The sequence below is a fragment of the Candidatus Krumholzibacteriota bacterium genome, assembly GCA_016931295.1.
GTDB lineage: Bacteria > Krumholzibacteriota > Krumholzibacteriia > Krumholzibacteriales > Krumholzibacteriaceae > JAFGEZ01.
This window is the reverse complement of sequence record JAFGEZ010000047.1, coordinates 1-16,654: the sequence shown is the minus strand read 5'-3', so window position 1 is coordinate 16,654 and position 16,654 is coordinate 1. Positions and strand designations below refer to the sequence as shown.

The following is a 16,654-nucleotide window of genomic DNA, read 5'->3' as shown; positions in this document are numbered from 1 at the left end:
GTCATTCCGCGTACCCCGGCTTGCCGAGCAGCCGGAAGATACGGGCCTTGTACTCCTCGACGCCCGGCTGGTCGAAGGGGTTCACGCCGAGGCAGAGCCCCGAGACGGCGATCGCGATCTCGAAGAAGACGAAGAGCTCGCCGATCGATCCGGGCGTGACGGCGTCCATTTCGATCGTGAGGACCGGGAGGCCGCCGGCGGCGTGGGCGTCGCGCGTGCCCTCCCAGGCGATCCGGTTGACCTCGCCGAGGCTCCTGCCGGCGAGATAGTTGAGATTGTCGAGGTCGTCGGGATCGGCCGGTATCGCCAGGTCGCGCGACGGCCGGCGCGCCGTGAGGAATGTTTCGAGGATCGAGCGCGTGCCCTCCTGGAGGAGTTGACCGAGGGAGTGGAGGTCGGTGGTGAGGACGGCCGAAGCGGGGAAGAGCCCCTTGCCGTCTTTTCCCTCGCTCTCGCCGGTGAGCTGCTTCCACCACTCGCCGACCGTCGCCAGCTCGGGATGGAACGTGGAGAGGACCTCGATCGCCGTGCCCTCCCGGTGGAGGAGGTCGCGGATCGCCGCGTAGCGGAGGGCGTCGTTCTCCCCGTCGAGGCGTGTAAAGCGGTCGAGGGCGCCGGCGGCTCCCGCCATGAAGGGGGCGATCGGGATGCCCGCCGCGGCGATCGGCAAAAGACCGACCGGGGAGAGGACGCTGAACCGTCCCCCGACGTCGGGGGGGATGTCGAAGGTCGTCCAGTCGCGCTCGGCGGCCATGCGGCGCAGCGCGCCCCGCGCGGGGTCGGTGACGGCGACGATCCGCCGCGCCATGCCCTTCTCCCCGACGCTGTCGAGCAGGGCCCGGCGGAGGAGCCGGAAGGCGATCGCCGGCTCGGTCGTCGTGCCCGACTTGGAGACGACGCAGATCGCGAAGCGCGTGCCGGCGATCTCGTCGAGCAGGCGCGCGAGGCCGCCGGGGGAGAGGCTGGTCCCGGCGAAGCGCACGGGAAAGCCGCCGGCGGGGGCGAGGGCGTCGATCGCCGCCTTCGCGCCGAGCCACGAGCCGCCGATTCCCACGACGACGAGCAGATCGTTCTCGTCCTGTATCCGTTTCGCGGCGTCTTCGATGCGGCCGATCTCCCGGGCGGGTGCGTGCGGCAGGTCGAGCCAGCCGAGCATCTCCGATCCCGGAACCCGCCGGTCGAGGAGGGAGGCGAGCGCCTCTCGCGCCCGTTCGTCCGCCGCGCGCGGCGCGCCGCTCGCATCGAGGGTGATCATGACGTGCTCCTTTCCGGGCGCGGCGGCCCGGTCACCTGTCCGCCCCGAGTGCCCGCGCGGTCATCGCGACGGTCTCGTCGGCGTGGGCGGTCACCTCGGCGCGGAGCCGGTCCGCCTCGGCCCGGACATCGCTCTTGAAGGCGTCGTCCTCGATCCCGGGGAGGTTGATGACCACGTTCATCCAGGCGCCCTGGGCCGCCGTCCGGGCGGCGAGGGCGGCGACGCCGGCGTCGCTGATCGAGTTGCGGTTGCCCTCCTCGCAGACGCGGCGCGCGAGCGCGGCCGCTTCCTTCGAGCGGCGGAGCACGTCGAGGGGGACGAGGGTGGCTCCCTTCGTCGCCTCCTCGATCGCCGCGAGCCGGGCCGTCTTCTCCGCGTCCGTCTTCTTCGGCAGGCGCATCGCGTCCATGAGGAGGTTGAAGGCGTCGGTGTCGCGGTCGACGTCGGCGAGGAAGGCCGCCTTGAGACGCTGTCCCGCGACGCCCGTCTCGACCATGCCGTCGGCGACCGCCTCGTATCCCTTCTTGCCGTGCGTGAGGGCGGCGACCATCGCCGCGAGCGCGCCGGCGAGCGCGCCGCAGAGGGCGGCCACGCTCCCCCCGCCCGGGGCGGGGGAATCGGTGGAGAGCTCGTCGGCGAATCGCTCGACGGTCATCGCGGCGAGGGCGCCCTCGCGCCGGAACTGGTACTCGATGATCTTCTTGTCCGGCTCGAACGGGTAGAGGTCGCCGAGGCCGAGGGACAAGGCCGCGATGTGCACCAGCTCGCTCTCGGGCACGCCCTCGGTCCGCCCCTGCTTCCCGAGGTAGTGGCGGCCGGCCACGAGCATCGCCTCGATGGGGATCAAGCCGACCAGTTCGCTCCCCGTGACGCGGGTGCCCATTTCGTTCGCGATGCGGCGGCACTCGTCGAAGACGCGGTGCGGCGGCGAGACCTTGTAGTTCGTGAGGTTGATCGAGATCTGCGCTCGGCCGAAGTCGGCCATGTACCAGCCGACCGCCTTGACGTCCTTGAAGATCCCCGGCTCGCGGAGGGCCTTCCCCGCCTCGTCGCGGACGATCTGGCCCCCGGCGTCGCGCTTGATCCGTCCCTTCTCGCGGATCGCGAAGGCGATGTCGCGGGCGATTCTCGTGTCGCGAGTGTTGAGGTTGACGTTGTAGGCGATGAGGAACTCGCGCGCGCCGATCGCCGTCGCGCCGGCTCCCGCGTTGAACGCGGCGGGGCCGAAGTCGGGCTTCCAGGCGGGGTCGGCGAGCTTCTCGGCGAGCCCCTCGTACTCGCCGGCGCGGACGTCGGCGAGGTTGCGCCGTTCCGGGACGCTCGCCGCGTGCTCGTAGAGATAGACGGGGATGCCGAGCTCATCGCCCACGCGCGCGCCGAGACGGCGTGCCAGCTCGGCGCAGTCCTCCATCGTCACGCCGGAGACGGGGACGAAGGGACAGACGTCGGTGGCGCCCATGCGCGCGTGCGCCCCCGAGTGTTTCGACATGTCGATGACCTCGGCGGCGCGCCTGATCGCGCGGAAGGCCGCCTCGACGACCGCGTCGGGGTCGCCGATGAAGGTGACGACCGTCCGGTTGGTGTCGCGGCCGGGATCGACGTCGAGCAGCTTGACCCCCTCGACGGCGGCGACCTCGGCCGTGATCCGGTCGATCCGGGACATGTCGCGGCCCTCGCTGAAGTTGGGAACGCATTCCACCAGTCTCATCATCGGTTTCACTCCTTGTCTCGGCGGCCGATATCGGGCAATATAGGGGAGAATATAAACTGATGGCGCGGCAGGTCAAGACAAGCCTGTCGCGGGAAGAACGGCCCGATGGAACTGCACGTCAGCGTCCCGATCGATCGCCTCGCGGAGAGCGTCCCCTTCCTCGAGCAAGAGAAGCTCCTGCCCGAGCTGCGGATGACGGACGTCGACGGTCTCATGGCCATGACCGACGGCGACGCTTCCCGGCTCAGGTCGATCGTCGACGAGCGCGGATGGCGCACCTTCACGCACGGCCCCTTCTTCGGCCTCGACGTGGCGAGCATCGACCGGCACATCTCCGACTACTCGATCGAAGCCCTCTTGCGCGCGATCGACGTGACGGCGATCCTCGGCGGCGCGGTCATGGTGATGCACACCGGCTACCTGCCGCAGTTCTCGCGCCACGGGCGCCGGCTCTGGTTCCGGAACTGGCGGGATCGGTTCCCGCGCCTCCTCGAGCGCGCTGATCGCGCCGGCGTGACGATCGCCCTCGAGAACACGTGGGACGACCGGCCCGAGGTCCTGCTCCAGCTCGCCGACCTCGCCGGTGATCCCGGACTGCGATTCTGCCTCGACACGGGGCACGTGAACGTCTTCTCCCGCCGCCCGGTCTGCGAGTGGTGGCGGGGGGTGGGCGACCGCACCGCCGCGCTCCATCTCCACGACAACGACGGAAGCTCGGACGACCACCTGCCGCCCGGGCGGGGCTCGTTCGATTTCCCCGCGCTGGCCTCCCTCCTCGCCGGGAGGGATGCGCTCCCGCTTCTCGACCTCGAGGTCGATCATCCGCGGGCGGCGGAGGGGAAACGGTTCGTCGAACGGCTTCTCGCCGGGCCGCGCCGGCCGGGCGTGGAGCGTTTGAAAGGAGCGTGAGATGGAGGAGATCGAGGTCGGACGGGTCGCCGACTACTTCGCGAAGGTCGGCGTGGTGGCCGTCGAGGTGACGGCCGGGAAGATCCGCGTGGGCGACACGCTGCACTTCCACGGGCACACCACCGATTTCACCGAGACGATCGTCTCGATGCAGGTCGAGCACGAGACGGTCGAGGAGGCCGAGGCCGGCGCGAACGTGGGGATCAGGATCAGCGACCGGGCGCGGGCGCACGACACCGTCTTCAAGGTCGTCGGAAAGTAGCCTACTTCCCGGCCAGGATCAGCAGGCCGAAGAAGACGAAGAGGCCCCCCGAGATCCAGCGGATCACGCGCTCGCCGAGCAGCGACGGCAGGAAGGTGCCGACGGCCACGCCGATGGCGGTGGCCGCGATCATCGCCGCCGCCGCGCCGGCGAAGACGACGCGCGGGTTGTTGAATCGCGACGAGCACGCGATGACGGTGAGTTGGGTCTTGTCGCCCAGCTCGGCGAGGAACATCACGGCGAAGGTCGTGAAGAAGACGCGCCACATCACAGGTCCTTTCTCCTGACGATCGAATCCAGTGTCTCCGCGAGCGCGGCGCTCGCCGGGAGGTCGCCGGCCGCGGCGAGCCCCGCGCGAAGCGAGGCGAGCCCCGCAGGGATGGAGTCGAGGAACCGCCTCTTGCCGCGCTGCGCGCCGAGCCGGGCGAAGGCGGCGAGCGCCTGCTCGTTGCGCTGGATGCCGGCGAGGAGGAGGTCCTTCTCCCATCGGCCGCGGCCGGAAAGATCGGCGCCTCCCCGTGCGAGCCCCGCGTACAGCCGATCGATCAGCCTCGCCCGGAGATCGTTGCCGATCGGGTGGTAGGGGTCGCGGAGGAGGGAGGCCGCGTCGTAGACCCCCGGGCCGCGGTGGGCCGACTGGAGGTCGACGAGGCGGAGCCGGCCGGCGGCGAGGAGGATGTTCCGGCTCTGGAAATCACGGTGCATGAAGACGCGCGGCAAGGCGGCGAGCCGCGCCGCGACGGCGCGCCGCTCCTCTTCCCAGCCAGCCGGTGCGGCCGCGGCGCAGAATCCCTCGACGAAGGTCTCCCGGAAATAGTCGGTCTCGGCGAGCAGGCAGGTCAGGTCGAAGGGGCGGTCGGCGAGCAGGCCCGTCTCTTCCATCCGCCGCGTGACGGTCGTCTGGAGGTCGACGAGAAGGTCGATGCACCGCTCGTAGAGCAGCCGTTCCCCGGCCGCGTCCGTCTCGAGGAGGGCGGTCTCGAGGTGACGGTCGCCGAGATCCTCCATCAGGAGGACGCCGGTCGCCTCGTCGACGCCGTAGAGGGCCGGCGCGGGGGCGCCGCATTCGGCGAGGAAGGCGGCGACGGCGGCGTAGTCGGCCGTCGCGCCCCCGGGCGGATCGATCGCCGCCACCGCCGAGAGGGCCGCGCCGCGGAGCCGGAGGAAGCGGCGGTCGCTGCCACCGTGGGCGATCTCCTCGACGGCCGGGGAAACCGGCCCCGCCCCGGGAAGCAGGCAGAAGAGCTCGACGGCGCGGTCGATCGCCCGACAGCCCGTGTTCATGCCCCGCCTCCTCGTTCCCCGTCCGCCGCGACGACGCCGCCCGGCCAGACGATCCGGCGGCGGAGCTCGCTTCCCGGGGGAACGACGGCGCCGGGAAAGACGACCGATTCGACGAGGCGGACATCGTCGCCCACGACGGCGCCGGGGCCGATCTCGGCGAAGCCCTCCCACCGCAGGCGAGCGCCGACGCGTGCGTCCGCGGCCACGTGCAACGCGCCCGACGCCTCGGGGATGGCGGGATCGAAGCGCTCCCCCCCGGCGAGGATGCGGCGGTGGAGGTCGAGGTAGGCCCCGACCGATCCGGTCTCGGCCCACGAGACGGGGCCGTCGGCAGAGAGGTCGAGCGCGATCACCGCGCCGGGCCGCTCCGCCGCGAGGGCGAGGATCGTCTCGACGAATCCGCCGGCGCGGTCGGCGGGAAAACGCGCGAGGGCGCCGGGAGAAAGGACGGCCATCCCCGTGTACCCGAGATCGCCTCTCCTTCCGCCGATTGCCGTCACGCGGCACGCGCCGTCCACCCGGACGCTCGGCGGCGGGGCAGCGCCGCCGGGGGGCAGGCAGAGGAGCGTGGCCAGGGCGCCGCTCGCCTCGTGGCGCCGGAGGGCAGCGGCGAAATCGATCGAGGCGATGACATCGCAGTTGTTGAGGAGCGCGACGTCGAAGAGGCGGAGGGATGCGGCCATGTTGCCGATCCCGCCCCCCGTGCCGAGGAGCGACGTCTCGCGGTGGATCGTCGCCTCGACGCCCGCGCGGCGGAGATGATCCGCGAGGGCGTCGGCGAGGTGGAAGGCGTTCAGGTGGACGGCCGCCGCGCCCGACCGGCGCAGCTTCGCCGCGACCGTATCGATCATCGGACGGCCGAGGACGGGGAGGAGCGCCTTGGGGATCGCGCCGGTGATCGGGCGCATCCGCAACCCGCGCCCCGCGGCGAGGATCAGTCCCGCGATCCGCGTTTGTTCGGCGGTCATGCCCTCTCCCCGTAGCCGAGCCAGGGGGCGCGGTCGGCGGCGAAGGCCGCCTCATCAGCCGTCCATCCGTCGAAGAGCGCATCGAGCCCGCCGCCCGCGTCGATCGCCTCGCGCAGGGCCGGGCCGCCGGCGATCGTGTCGATCGAAAGGCGGCGCGCCTCGTACTCGTAGGGGCCCTCGAGCCACCGGAAGCGATCCGGGGCGATGGCGGCGGCCGCGGCGATCGTCTCGGCGGCGCAGCGCACGGGACGGAAGAGGTCGCCGTCGGTCACGTGGATCTGGACGCCGCCGCAGAGCTCGCCGGCGTGCTTGTCCCACCGGGGCTCGAACCAGGCCGGGCGGAAGAAGACGCCGGGAAGGCCGCGATCGGCGAGGTCGCGGGCGAGGCGGTCGGCGTCGAGCCACGGCGCGCCGACGAGCTCGAAGGGCTTCGTCGTGCCCCGTCCCTCGGAGAGGTTCGTTCCCTCGAACAGGACCGCGCCGGGATAGACGAGGGCCGTCTCCGGCGTCGGCATGTTCGGGGAGGGGGCGACCCACGGCAGCCCCGTATCGGCGAAGGACATCCCGCGCGTCCAGTTCTCGAGGGGCACGGCCTCGATCGCGCCGCCCGTTCCCTCGCGATCGGCGATCATCGCGAGCAGCTCGGCCATCGTCATGCCGTGGCGCATCGGCAGTGAGGAGAGGCCCACGAAGGACTCGTGGCCGGGCGAGAGGAGCGGGCCCTCGACGAGGCGGCCGCCGATCGGGTTCGGGCGGTCGAGGACGACGAGGTCGACGCCGGCCGCCGCGCACGCGCGCGCCATCAGCACGGCGGTCCAGAGAAAGGTGTAGGGGCGCGCGCCGACGTCGAAAAGATCGACGACGACCGCGTCGAGGCCGGCCAGCCACGCGGGATCGGGCTCGCGGCGCTCGCCGTAGAGGGAATAGACGGGGATGCCGAGGCGGGGATGGCGGAAGCCCTCCCACTCGATCATGTTGGCCTGCGTCTCGCCCCGCCAGCCGTGCTGGGGGCCGAAGAGCGCGGCCAGCTCGACGGGAAGGCCGGCGAGGATATCGGCGGCGTGGCGGAGGTCGGCCGCGACGGAGGCCTGGTTCGCGAGCAGCCCGATCCGCCGGCCCCCGAGCGTGCCGCCGCCGGCCGCCGCGATCCTGTCGAGTCCGCTTCTGGTCATCGTCCTCCTATGTTCGGTTCCGCCGTCGAATCACGCGGCGGGGGCAAAGGGATATCTTGATGATGATAATCCCCGAACGAGGATAAGGTCCAGATTATTCAATCGGTTGGCGATCGGAACATATGCAGGCTTGACGGATGTGCCGATATATGTTTAGAAATAGGGTCTCAACGAAACATGCTAGGTGACGTGAGGTTGTGCATCGTGATGTTTCAATACAAGGGATATACAATATGGGGCAAGACGAAACGGGGAGGCACGTCGAATCGAATTCTCTCTGATTGCCAATATCACCCCTTATTGTACCACATGCTCGATGTTGCCGCAGTGGCTGGCCTAGTCTGGGATCAATTCCTTTCACAACAAATTCACAACAGGTTCAAATGCTCGCTTGGAACTGATGCGCGTACCCAAGTCGTGTTCCTGGCCGGTGCGCATGATATAGGTAAAGCCAGTCCGGGATTCCAGAAGAAAGTTCAGGAAATTTCCCAGAATTTGGGACTTCCATTCACAAAACACGATCATAGTTGTCCTCATGGGATTATTAGCGCTCATGTTTTAAATGATTTTCTCGGTTCTTGCTCGGCTGCCGCTGTTCTATCACAGATTGCCGGAGGCCACCACGGTGTTTTCCCGCGATCGACCGACCTCCGTATGGGTGTGGATACGCTCGGAAATAAATGCTGGAGTGAGGCGAGAAATGGGCTTCTTCTGGAATTCGCCGATATCGTGGATTTCGACTTAAGCCAAGTGGCTCGAAAAATGTCCGAGATCAGGGACCCGGCCCTCGTTCCCATGCTCGCCGGCTTAATCTCTGTTGTGGATTGGATCGGCTCGAATCAGGATTATTTCAGATGTGTTGCCAAATGTGAGACTCCCATTGAAAGTGATGCAGAGGAATATTGGATATATGCACAAAATCAAGCGCAAAATGCTCTTGAGAAACTAGGTTGGTTGCCGGCTGTGTCTTTTGCAGATGAGACTCGGTTCGATGCTGTTTTTAGTGGATTTATCCCAAATATTCTCCAGACAACTGCGATCGAATTGGCATCTAATCAACATTCTCCGTATCTCATGATTGTCGAAGCACCAATGGGCCTAGGAAAGACCGAAGTTGCTTTCTATGCGGCAGACATGGCTATGTGTAGAGGCTTTGCGTGCGGCATGTATATCGCCATGCCAACCCAGGCAACCGGGAATGCGATGTATAAAAGGGTCTCGGACGATTACCTTGGAAGTCGTGGTCACCAAGGGAAACTCAATTTGCAGCTCGTGCATGGCGATGCCCGTCTAGCGCAGGAAGAAGTGAAAGAAGGAGAGATTTCGGAATTCAAGCCAACGAGTATTGGAGACGAAGGCGATGTGCGAGCGCAATCCTGGTTCACTGCGAGAAAACGACCTCTGCTGGCGACGTTCGGTGTCGGTACCATCGACCAAAGCCTATTAAGTGTTCTTCAAACAAGACACTGGTTCGTGCGTCTGTTTGGGTTGGCGGGCAAGGTGGTGATTTTTGATGAGGTTCACGCTTACGATACGTACATGAGCACTATACTCGAAAGGCTTTTACATTGGCTTGCAGAAGTGGATTGCACCATCATTCTGTTATCTGCAACACTTCCGGAGGCCAAACGAGAAGCATTCGTCAAAGCTTATTCCGGACGGAACGAATGTGAACACAAGCGCTATCCACGAATCACCCTGGCCAAACCACGTCGATATCCAAATGACCAGGCCGCCAGTTCTCCGGTATGTGCTGAGATCCAAATAGAGAAGCCGTATTGTGTTGACTTGCACTTTTCAGAAACCGGTCTGACCGCTATTACCGAAAGTCTTAGACAGCACTTGGAACACGGTGGTTGCGCTGCCGTCATCTGTAATACGGTCAACCGCGCTATAGAAATCTATAAATACCTCAGAGACAACCTTATGGGCACCGAATGCATGCTATTCCAGGCTCGCACGCTCCGGAAGTGGCGGCAAGAACGCGAATCAGAAGTCTTGCGCAAGTTCGGCAAGGGTGCGAAGCAGCCAGATGGAACCTACGCAAACCCGGAACGTCCGATTCGTGCCGTCCTTGTTGCGACGCAGGTTATCGAACAGAGTCTTGATTTGGATTTCGATATCATGTTTTCAGAGATCGCCCCTGTCGATTTACTACTCCAGCGCTCAGGTCGTCTGCATCGTCATCGTCGTCAACGCCCGGATAATTTGGAAACGCCTCGATTCATCGTTCTCTGTGATGCTGAGTCAAACGGACTCCCTCCCCAATCTTTTGGACAGAGCATAGAGTTCGTTTACGATCGATATGTTCTTTTACGAACGTGGCTGGCCCTTCGCCAGCGAAAGAAACTCGGAGTGCCGAACGAAATCGAGGAACTGGTGGAGGCAGTGTATGGGGAGTTGACTCCATGCAGCGGCAATGAGTGGAACGCCGCCTTGGAAGAGGCGAAACAGCGCATGGAATACGACTGCAACGAATCAGCAAAGGCGGCAAGTCGGCTATTAGTAAATTCGCCTCGGTGCCCTTGTGATCTCATAGAGGAATTCAATTATCAGTTGGTCGAGGACGAGGATCCACGGGTCCATAAGACGATAAGGGCTGCGACGCGTGAGGGTGATCCTTCCATTACAGTTGTAATAGTGCCGGAGGACAAGGTCCTTGCTACCAGCCCCGACGTTTCGGATGTGCGCGAGCTACTCGACTATTCGGTAAAGTTGAGCCATCGGGGAATCTTCCGGAAATTATTTGAAAGTGGTGAGTCGCCAGAAGAATGGGCCAAAAATGCATATCTTCGCCATATTCGTTTGTTACGGTACGATGCTAATTATCACGGACGAATCGGGAATTACACGTTGACCGTGGATGAGATCCTGGGTGTTGTGATTGAAAAGGACAGAGATACCAATGGATGAATTCAATCTTATCGACGAGCCTTGGATTCCGTGCATCGACTCTCATGGTCAGCGCGTTGAACACGGCATCCGTGACACACTCCTACAGGCTCACGAATTGCGCGAGATATGTGACGATTCGCCTCTGGTCACCGTAGCAGTACACAGGCTGTTACTGGCGATATTGTACCGTGCATACGACGGCCCAAAAGATTTCAATTTGTGGAAGAACCTGTATAGTGGAGGCGCAATAAATTTTGAGAAAATAGAGGAATATTTGAAAAGATGGGATGGCCGTTTCGAACTTATTTCTAATAGCCATCCTTTTTACCAGATAACACGGTTACAAATGAATAATTCAGTACCCATCGCTCGCTTGGCAACAGAGTGTGCTAGCGGCAACAACGCAACACTTTTTGATCATTGTAGTGATTCCGAGAAGGCAAATTGGGTATCTGCTCAAGCAGCAAGATGGTTGGTTGCTTGCCAATCATTTGCATTGGGATTTGGTAAATGTGGAAATGCAGATATAAACGGTAAACTTGAAGCGTTGCCTTATTTTGCAGATGCGATCGCACTGCGAGGCATGAATGTCTGGCTTCAGGGCAAGACGCTGTTCGATACATTGATGATCAACCTTGTTCCCACTGGAGAAGTATCATTGCCGCCTTGGGAACTGAGTGATCCTCATAAATATCGAGACAAGTTCCTTGGGAAAAAAAGAAAAGTGAATGCATCTTTGGGTGTCGTTGACCTTTTTACTTGGCAGAGCCGGCTTATACGTCTCCTTCCGAATGATGGTTCTTTCTCCAGAATGTATATCGCGCAAGGGCGGTCCGCCGATAAATCCCCAGGGGATCCCATGAAGGTGTATCGAGTGTCGAAAGAGGAAGGAATATCATATATATCATTGAGTAGCAGGAAGGCTGCATGGCGAGATGCACATGTGATTCTCACTATCCCAGCGGAAAAAAGCTATGAGCGAAGACCTGAATGCTTCAACCTTGTTGCTCGAGCCCATTCGACGGGATTCTTTCCTATGAAGACGCAATTCGTTGCACACGTAGTTGGGTTGGCATCTGATGTACAGAAAGCGGGAAAATTCCTGCTATGGAGACATGAGCGGATGCCTGTGCCAGCAGCATTGCTAGCTGATGACAATATGATTAATCGATTAGGAATACTGTTAGAGAACGCAGAGAATGTGGCATACGAACTAAATAGTAGAACACGCAGGATGGCAAAACTCTATCTGGCACCTGATGCAGAATATCCTGGTGCCAGGCAAGCCGACAAGGATGAGGTTGCGAGGGTGGCAAACGCAATAGACCCTCGTTCCATTTACTGGGCACGGATGGAGAAGCATTTCTTTGAACTACTGAACAATCTCTCAAATGATTGGGATTCGATAAGCGGTGAGTGGAAACCGGACGATCAACAGGAAGCGACGAACGCGTGGCGCGAATATATAAAGGGCGAGGCCCGGCGAGCGTTGGAAGAGAGCATTCGCTCACTCGGGAGTACTGCCCGGGCTATTCAGGCAGTCGCGCGAATCCAGACTGATTTCAATAATGACGATCTCAGCCGCAAACCGCATAATTTGAAAAAAGAAAACGCGAACCCAAGGGAGGCAGCAAGAAATGAGTCTGGATGAAAAACAAAAATCGTTTATTGGATACCTCCTCAACCTAGCAAAAGAAGGTAAAGAAGATCGAGGTGCGCTGGCAGATCTGCGTAGTGGTTTAGGAAAGGAACCAGGAAAGATGGGCCGCGTTCATAAGCACGTTTCGCCGTATCTGCCCGAAAACAATTTCAACGACCGATGGTATTACCTTATCGCGACGCTCTTCGGGGCATTTCCGCAACACAAGAGCGGTATTTCCCTAGGCATGGCATTTCGTCCACTGAGGCGGAAGAGTGACAGTATGGAAGCCCGCTTTGTCGCATTGCTCAATGTGCATCAGGACAATCTGGCAGACCACCTCCGCCATGCCGTTAATTTGCTGAAAGCAAACGAGGAGTCGCTTGACTGGTTTCGGCTCTTTGAAGATCTGCTCCACTGGGATCACCCGGAAGGCCATGTCCAACTGAGGTGGGCACGCGATTATTACAGCATGGAACAGAGAAAGTAGGTCGGTTTCGTGTTCGATACGAATGGTGATCATACTTCCACTCAGCAAGGAGGAAGAAGGCAATGAATGGTTCTGGCGTTAAAATCGAACTTCATTTTATTCAGAACTTCGCTCCGTCCAACCTGAACCGTGATGACACCGGGCAGCCCAAGAGTGCCTATTTCGGCGGATTTCGGAGGGCGCGTGTATCGAGTCAATGTGGAAAGCGTGCGGCTCGAGACTGGTGGCGTGAACATGGTACAGTTACTGTCGGGGACAGGACGAAGAAACTCCAACAATTGATTGGCGATAAGCTTGCCCTAGACAAGGAATTTACTAAGAAAGTGGCTGAAGAGGAAGATCGACGAGCAGGGATTCGTAATTTCACGGATCTGTATTATTCCGTTGAAGACAATAAGAAGGCGGGGAATACAAAGGTATTAATCTTCGTCGGTCCGGATGAGGTTGATGTCTGTGCACTGCTAATCAAGGAACTCTGGGATGACTTGACTAAACAAGCAACCAAGAAAGGAAACCTCAAGCCTCAAAAGGAAATCGAGGAACGCATTAAAGCAGCTAAGGTTTCAGCTGATATCGCACTTTTCGGCCGAATGCTTGCCGAACAGCCGGGGCGCAACACTGACGGTGCCTGCCAGGTAGCCCATCCCATATCCACACACAAGGTCGATATGGAGATGGATTTTTACACCGCCGTGGATGACCTCAATCCCGATGAAGAAACAGGTGCTGGAATGATGGGTATCGTGGGATACAACAGTGCCTGTTTTTATCGCTATGCTCTCGTGGATCGGGACCAGCTTGCCCGAAATCTCGCGCGTAAAACGGATCGAAGAAACGGCAATTGGTTGCATGAAATCGAAGGCGAAGACTACGAGATAGCAGATACTGTGATAAAGGCTTTCCTCGAAGCGATGGTTTACGCTATCCCAACCGGAAAACAAAACTCCTTCGCTGCCCAGAATCTTCCCTCTTTCGGGCTGTTCGTTAGGCGACAAGGTGGTGTTCCCATTTCCCTCGCCAATGCTTTCGTCAAGCCTGTTCGTCCTACAAAACATGATGATGATCTAGTCGGTTTGTCGGTGGCTGCCTTGGCTGAGCATTGGGAAGCGACGAAAAAGGTCTATGGCGATCAAGGTATTCAGATGACCGCATGCTTTCACATGAAACAGGAAGGTCGGCTCGGCGAACTCAAAAACTCTGATAAGGGAAGCGTAGAGAAGGCGATAAAGGCAATCATGGAGGTGGGGAAGATTAAATGAGCAAGCCACACACCCTTCTCTTGCGTTTAGAAGGACCCATGCAGTCGTGGGGATACCGCAGCCGTTTCGATTACCGTGATACGGCCTTGGAGCCGACTCGAAGCGGTGTGCTCGGCCTGATCTGCGCGGCCATGGGAATTTCACGCGGGGAAGATATCTCGAGGTTCGACGCGATTCGAATGGGTGTTCGTATAGACATGGAGGGAAGGCAAGAGCGCGACTACCACACAGCTCAGGATGTCATCAAGGCGAATGGGAGCGGAGTGGCGACTGTCGTGTCCAAGCGAGACTACTTGGCCAATGCGTCTTTCACCGTAGGACTGGAATCGGATAACATAGTATTGCTTGAGGAGATCGCTAAAGCGCTGTGCGATCCGGCTTGGATTTTGTATCTGGGCCGCAAGGCTTTTCCATTGGCCGTTCCACCACTTTGTTCAACAGATTGCCTACAGATTGGTACATTGGAGGAACATCTTCTTTCGGAGCAATCCAGCAAACGTGTTGTACTGGAAACACCTGACGGTGAAAGAACACAGCACGATTGGCCACTTTGCTACGGTAGACGACAGTTCAAACCTCGTTCTATGACAACTTGTTTCGGGGTAGAAGGAGAGCCGAAATGAGCGCGGTGCCTCTTGAATCATTATATCTCTCTCGACTTATCCTTAACCCATGCTCCCGGCAGGTCGTAGGTGAAATCTCACACCCATATGAAATGCACCGTACGCTGATGCGTGCTTTCCCTGGATTAACGGACAACAAACATACTAAAGCGCGCGATGAGTTCTGTGTCCTATTTCGTGCGGAGGTTGACGATCAGCGAGGTACGGTTAAGGTTTATGTTCAATCACGCATAGAACCGAACTGGTCTTTTCTTGATAGGCTGAATGATTATCTGTGCATCGATGCAGATCTGCCAAAATATGAATGCAAAGACATCATGCCGTTGTACCGAAGGATAGGAAACGGGCAAATCCTCTCTTTTCGTTTGCGAGCCAATCCTACTAAACGTATCGGGAAGCACGGCGACGCGATGAGGGGTAAACGTGTCGAACTGAGACGTGAAGAGGAACAAATCGAATGGTTGATTCGCAAAGGACAAGTGAGGGGGAAAGGTTTGTTTGGGGGCTTCAATCTTCTCATGAAGAAATCAAAGGATGTGAATGGCGAGCATCTGGTCCCGAACATTAATGTTTGCTTCGAAGGAAAACAGCAGGACAAAAAGAAGGATATGGCGCGAGGGCATACGACAACGCACTTATCCATTCTATTTGATGGTTACTTGCGGGTTACGGACAAGGATTCCTTCCTGAAAACGATCGTTTATGGAATAGGCGCCGGAAAGGCCTTTGGATTCGGGCTTCTCTCCGTCGCGTCTGTTTCTGCGGCTCAGGTCCGGAGAGAATGACTTGAGGATCAAGGATCTGCACGTTCTGCCTAAGTTCAGCGACGGTTGGAGTTATCTTTATGTAGAGCACTGCCGCATTGATCAGGAAGCTCAAGCGATAGCAATCCATGACGAAACCGGTAAAGTGCCTGTCCCCTGCGCCAAACTGGCTCTGCTCATGTTGGGCCCGGGTGTGTCAATTACTCATGCGGCTATCTCAGTCCTCGCGGATCATGGATGTCTCGTTGTCTGGTGCGGTGAGGAGGGAGTACGGTTCTATGCTTCGGGTATGGGGGAGACGCGAAGTGCAGTGAATTTTCTGCATCAGGCTCGGATGTGGGCGCACGAGAAACTCCGAATGAAAGTCATTCGGCGTTTTTACCAGCTACGGTTTGCCGAGGAACTAGATCCGGAATTAACTCTCAGACAAATCCGTGGGATGGAAGGGGTGCGAGTGCGGGAAACCTATGCAAGAGCTTCTCGTGAAACAGGTGTTCCCTGGACTGGACGAAGTTACCACAGGGGAAATTGGAGTGATGCGAATCCTGTGAACCGGGCGTTATCAGCTGCGAACTCGTGCCTGTACGGTATCTGTCATGCAGCAATTGTATCGGCTGGATTCTCGCCGGCACTTGGTTTTATTCATACAGGAAAGATGCTGTCGTTCGTGTATGACGTAGCCGATCTTTATAAAACAGAGGTAACAATCCCCGTGGCATTCCAGGCTGCCGCGGCAGAAACAGATAGTTTGGAACGTCAGGTACGTATGACATGCCGAGATCAATTTGTAGCAACACGAATTCTGAAGAGGATTATTCCAGATATCAAGACGGTCTTGATGGTGCACAAGAAAGATGTTTCTTGTGACAGTGTGCTTTTCGACCAAGACGCTGCTGCCCCTGGTGCATTGTGGGATCCTGAAGAGGGGGAAGTGGAGGGCGGGCGTATCCATCCACTGGGAACTTATGAAGCGGGGGAAGATTGTGGTTATCATGATTCTTGAACGTGTTACGCCGGGGTTGCGGGGGGAGTTGACACGGTGGTTTCTGGAGCCGAAGGCTGGAGTTTTCGTTGGACGTATTTCTGCCATGGTTCGTGATAAGCTCTGGGATAAAGCATGCAGACGGGCTAGAGATGGCGGTTGTTTAATGATTCATGCGAGCGACAATGAACAGGGATTTCGGATTCGAAGTTGGGGGAAAACGGCACGGGCGATCAAAGACTTCGAGGGGCTATTTCTCGTCCGAGTGTAGTAAAATCAACAATATATTAAGTATTGTCCCCACGCGCGTGGGGGTGAACCGAAGACACCCCAACCGGAAGGAGCGAGAGATGAATTGTCCCCACGCGCGTGGGGGTGAACCGTTGACGCTCGCCACGGCGGCGGTTGAGACTACATTGTCCCCACGCGCGTGGGGGTGAA

The 16,654-nt window shown here is 59.7% G+C and carries 16 protein-coding genes; 10 read left to right on the top strand and 6 right to left on the bottom strand.

The genetic code is table 11. The annotated features are described in order from the left end of the window. Window position 1 precedes the first annotated feature (1 nt). Both JW876_11625 and ftcD read right to left on the bottom strand, forming a co-directional pair. Entirely contained in the window at window positions 2–1,255 is a 1,254-nt protein-coding gene (locus JW876_11625) for a glucose-6-phosphate isomerase (protein ID MBN1886155.1), read from the bottom strand. 31 nt (window positions 1,256–1,286) lie between these two features. Next, window positions 1,287–2,963, bottom strand: a complete 1,677-nt coding sequence (ftcD, locus tag JW876_11620; protein MBN1886154.1) for a glutamate formimidoyltransferase — start codon at window positions 2,961–2,963, stop codon at window positions 1,287–1,289. 108 nt (window positions 2,964–3,071) lie between these two features. Between ftcD and JW876_11615 the strand changes: the two genes are divergently transcribed. After that, window positions 3,072–3,875, top strand: coding sequence for a sugar phosphate isomerase/epimerase (locus tag JW876_11615; GenBank protein ID MBN1886153.1), 804 nt, complete (start codon window positions 3,072–3,074; stop codon window positions 3,873–3,875). 1 nt (window position 3,876) lies between these two features. After that, window positions 3,877–4,137, top strand: coding sequence for a translation elongation factor-like protein (locus JW876_11610; GenBank protein MBN1886152.1), 261 nt, complete (start codon window positions 3,877–3,879; stop codon window positions 4,135–4,137). Between the two features lies 1 nt (window position 4,138). Here JW876_11610 and JW876_11605 read toward each other — a convergent pair whose 3' ends face one another. From JW876_11605 to JW876_11590, 4 genes are read right to left on the bottom strand one after another with little or no spacing between them, the layout of a single operon-like run. After that, entirely contained in the window at window positions 4,139–4,405 is a 267-nt protein-coding gene (locus JW876_11605; GenBank protein MBN1886151.1) for a TMEM165/GDT1 family protein, read from the bottom strand. After that, window positions 4,405–5,421 carry a phosphotransferase gene (locus JW876_11600; protein MBN1886150.1) on the bottom strand — a complete coding sequence of 339 codons (1,017 nt, stop codon included), beginning with the start codon at window positions 5,419–5,421 and terminating at the stop codon, window positions 4,405–4,407. Before JW876_11600 ends, JW876_11605 begins: the two co-directional genes overlap by 1 nt. Then, entirely contained in the window at window positions 5,418–6,389 is a 972-nt protein-coding gene (locus tag JW876_11595) for an NDP-sugar synthase (GenBank protein ID MBN1886149.1), read from the bottom strand. The genes JW876_11600 and JW876_11595 overlap by 4 nt, the downstream gene beginning before the upstream one ends. After that, entirely contained in the window at window positions 6,386–7,561 is a 1,176-nt protein-coding gene (locus JW876_11590) for a DUF1343 domain-containing protein (GenBank protein ID MBN1886148.1), read from the bottom strand. The genes JW876_11595 and JW876_11590 overlap by 4 nt, the downstream gene beginning before the upstream one ends. Window positions 7,562–7,768: 207 nt before the next feature. Here JW876_11590 and cas3 point away from each other — a divergent pair, with 207 nt between their 5' ends. The 8 genes from cas3 (at window position 7,769) to cas2e (ending at window position 16,484) form a co-directional block, all read left to right on the top strand. After that, on the top strand, window positions 7,769–10,474 hold the full coding sequence (gene cas3 / locus JW876_11585) for a CRISPR-associated helicase Cas3' (GenBank protein MBN1886147.1): 2,706 nt from the start codon (window positions 7,769–7,771) through the stop codon (window positions 10,472–10,474). Further along, complete coding sequence (gene casA, locus JW876_11580; protein ID MBN1886146.1) at window positions 10,467–12,107, top strand: type I-E CRISPR-associated protein Cse1/CasA; 1,641 nt, start codon at window positions 10,467–10,469, stop codon at window positions 12,105–12,107. Before cas3 ends, casA begins: the two co-directional genes overlap by 8 nt. Next, on the top strand, window positions 12,094–12,585 hold the full coding sequence (casB, locus tag JW876_11575; GenBank protein ID MBN1886145.1) for a type I-E CRISPR-associated protein Cse2/CasB: 492 nt from the start codon (window positions 12,094–12,096) through the stop codon (window positions 12,583–12,585). The genes casA and casB overlap by 14 nt, the downstream gene beginning before the upstream one ends. A gap of 62 nt (window positions 12,586–12,647) precedes the next feature. Beyond that, the gene (gene cas7e / locus JW876_11570; protein MBN1886144.1) at window positions 12,648–13,844 is read left to right on the top strand and encodes a type I-E CRISPR-associated protein Cas7/Cse4/CasC; all 1,197 of its coding nucleotides are present in this window, start codon (window positions 12,648–12,650) and stop codon (window positions 13,842–13,844) included. Further along, on the top strand, window positions 13,841–14,467 hold the full coding sequence (gene cas5e, locus JW876_11565; GenBank protein MBN1886143.1) for a type I-E CRISPR-associated protein Cas5/CasD: 627 nt from the start codon (window positions 13,841–13,843) through the stop codon (window positions 14,465–14,467). Before cas7e ends, cas5e begins: the two co-directional genes overlap by 4 nt. Beyond that, complete coding sequence (gene cas6e / locus JW876_11560) at window positions 14,464–15,252, top strand: type I-E CRISPR-associated protein Cas6/Cse3/CasE (protein MBN1886142.1); 789 nt, start codon at window positions 14,464–14,466, stop codon at window positions 15,250–15,252. Before cas5e ends, cas6e begins: the two co-directional genes overlap by 4 nt. A gap of 1 nt (window position 15,253) precedes the next feature. Further along, window positions 15,254–16,234 (top strand): type I-E CRISPR-associated endonuclease Cas1, encoded by a 981-nt coding sequence (gene cas1e, locus JW876_11555; protein MBN1886141.1) that lies wholly within the window; start codon window positions 15,254–15,256, stop codon window positions 16,232–16,234. Continuing rightward, complete coding sequence (cas2e, locus tag JW876_11550; protein MBN1886140.1) at window positions 16,215–16,484, top strand: type I-E CRISPR-associated endoribonuclease Cas2; 270 nt, start codon at window positions 16,215–16,217, stop codon at window positions 16,482–16,484. The genes cas1e and cas2e overlap by 20 nt, the downstream gene beginning before the upstream one ends. Window positions 16,485–16,654: the final 170 nt, after the last annotated feature.

Coding starts and splice junctions, on each gene's coding strand:
- JW876_11625 (MBN1886155.1), bottom strand. CDS start 1,255: ATGATCACCCTCGATGCGAGCGGCGCGCCGCGCGCGGCGGACGAACGG.
- ftcD (MBN1886154.1), bottom strand. CDS start 2,963: ATGAGACTGGTGGAATGCGTTCCCAACTTCAGCGAGGGCCGCGACATG.
- JW876_11615 (MBN1886153.1), top strand. CDS start 3,072: ATGGAACTGCACGTCAGCGTCCCGATCGATCGCCTCGCGGAGAGCGTC.
- JW876_11610 (MBN1886152.1), top strand. CDS start 3,877: ATGGAGGAGATCGAGGTCGGACGGGTCGCCGACTACTTCGCGAAGGTC.
- JW876_11605 (MBN1886151.1), bottom strand. CDS start 4,405: ATGTGGCGCGTCTTCTTCACGACCTTCGCCGTGATGTTCCTCGCCGAG.
- JW876_11600 (MBN1886150.1), bottom strand. CDS start 5,421: ATGAACACGGGCTGTCGGGCGATCGACCGCGCCGTCGAGCTCTTCTGC.
- JW876_11595 (MBN1886149.1), bottom strand. CDS start 6,389: ATGACCGCCGAACAAACGCGGATCGCGGGACTGATCCTCGCCGCGGGG.
- JW876_11590 (MBN1886148.1), bottom strand. CDS start 7,561: ATGACCAGAAGCGGACTCGACAGGATCGCGGCGGCCGGCGGCGGCACG.
- cas3 (MBN1886147.1), top strand. CDS start 7,769: ATGTTTCAATACAAGGGATATACAATATGGGGCAAGACGAAACGGGGA.
- casA (MBN1886146.1), top strand. CDS start 10,467: ATGGATGAATTCAATCTTATCGACGAGCCTTGGATTCCGTGCATCGAC.
- casB (MBN1886145.1), top strand. CDS start 12,094: ATGAGTCTGGATGAAAAACAAAAATCGTTTATTGGATACCTCCTCAAC.
- cas7e (MBN1886144.1), top strand. CDS start 12,648: ATGAATGGTTCTGGCGTTAAAATCGAACTTCATTTTATTCAGAACTTC.
- cas5e (MBN1886143.1), top strand. CDS start 13,841: ATGAGCAAGCCACACACCCTTCTCTTGCGTTTAGAAGGACCCATGCAG.
- cas6e (MBN1886142.1), top strand. CDS start 14,464: ATGAGCGCGGTGCCTCTTGAATCATTATATCTCTCTCGACTTATCCTT.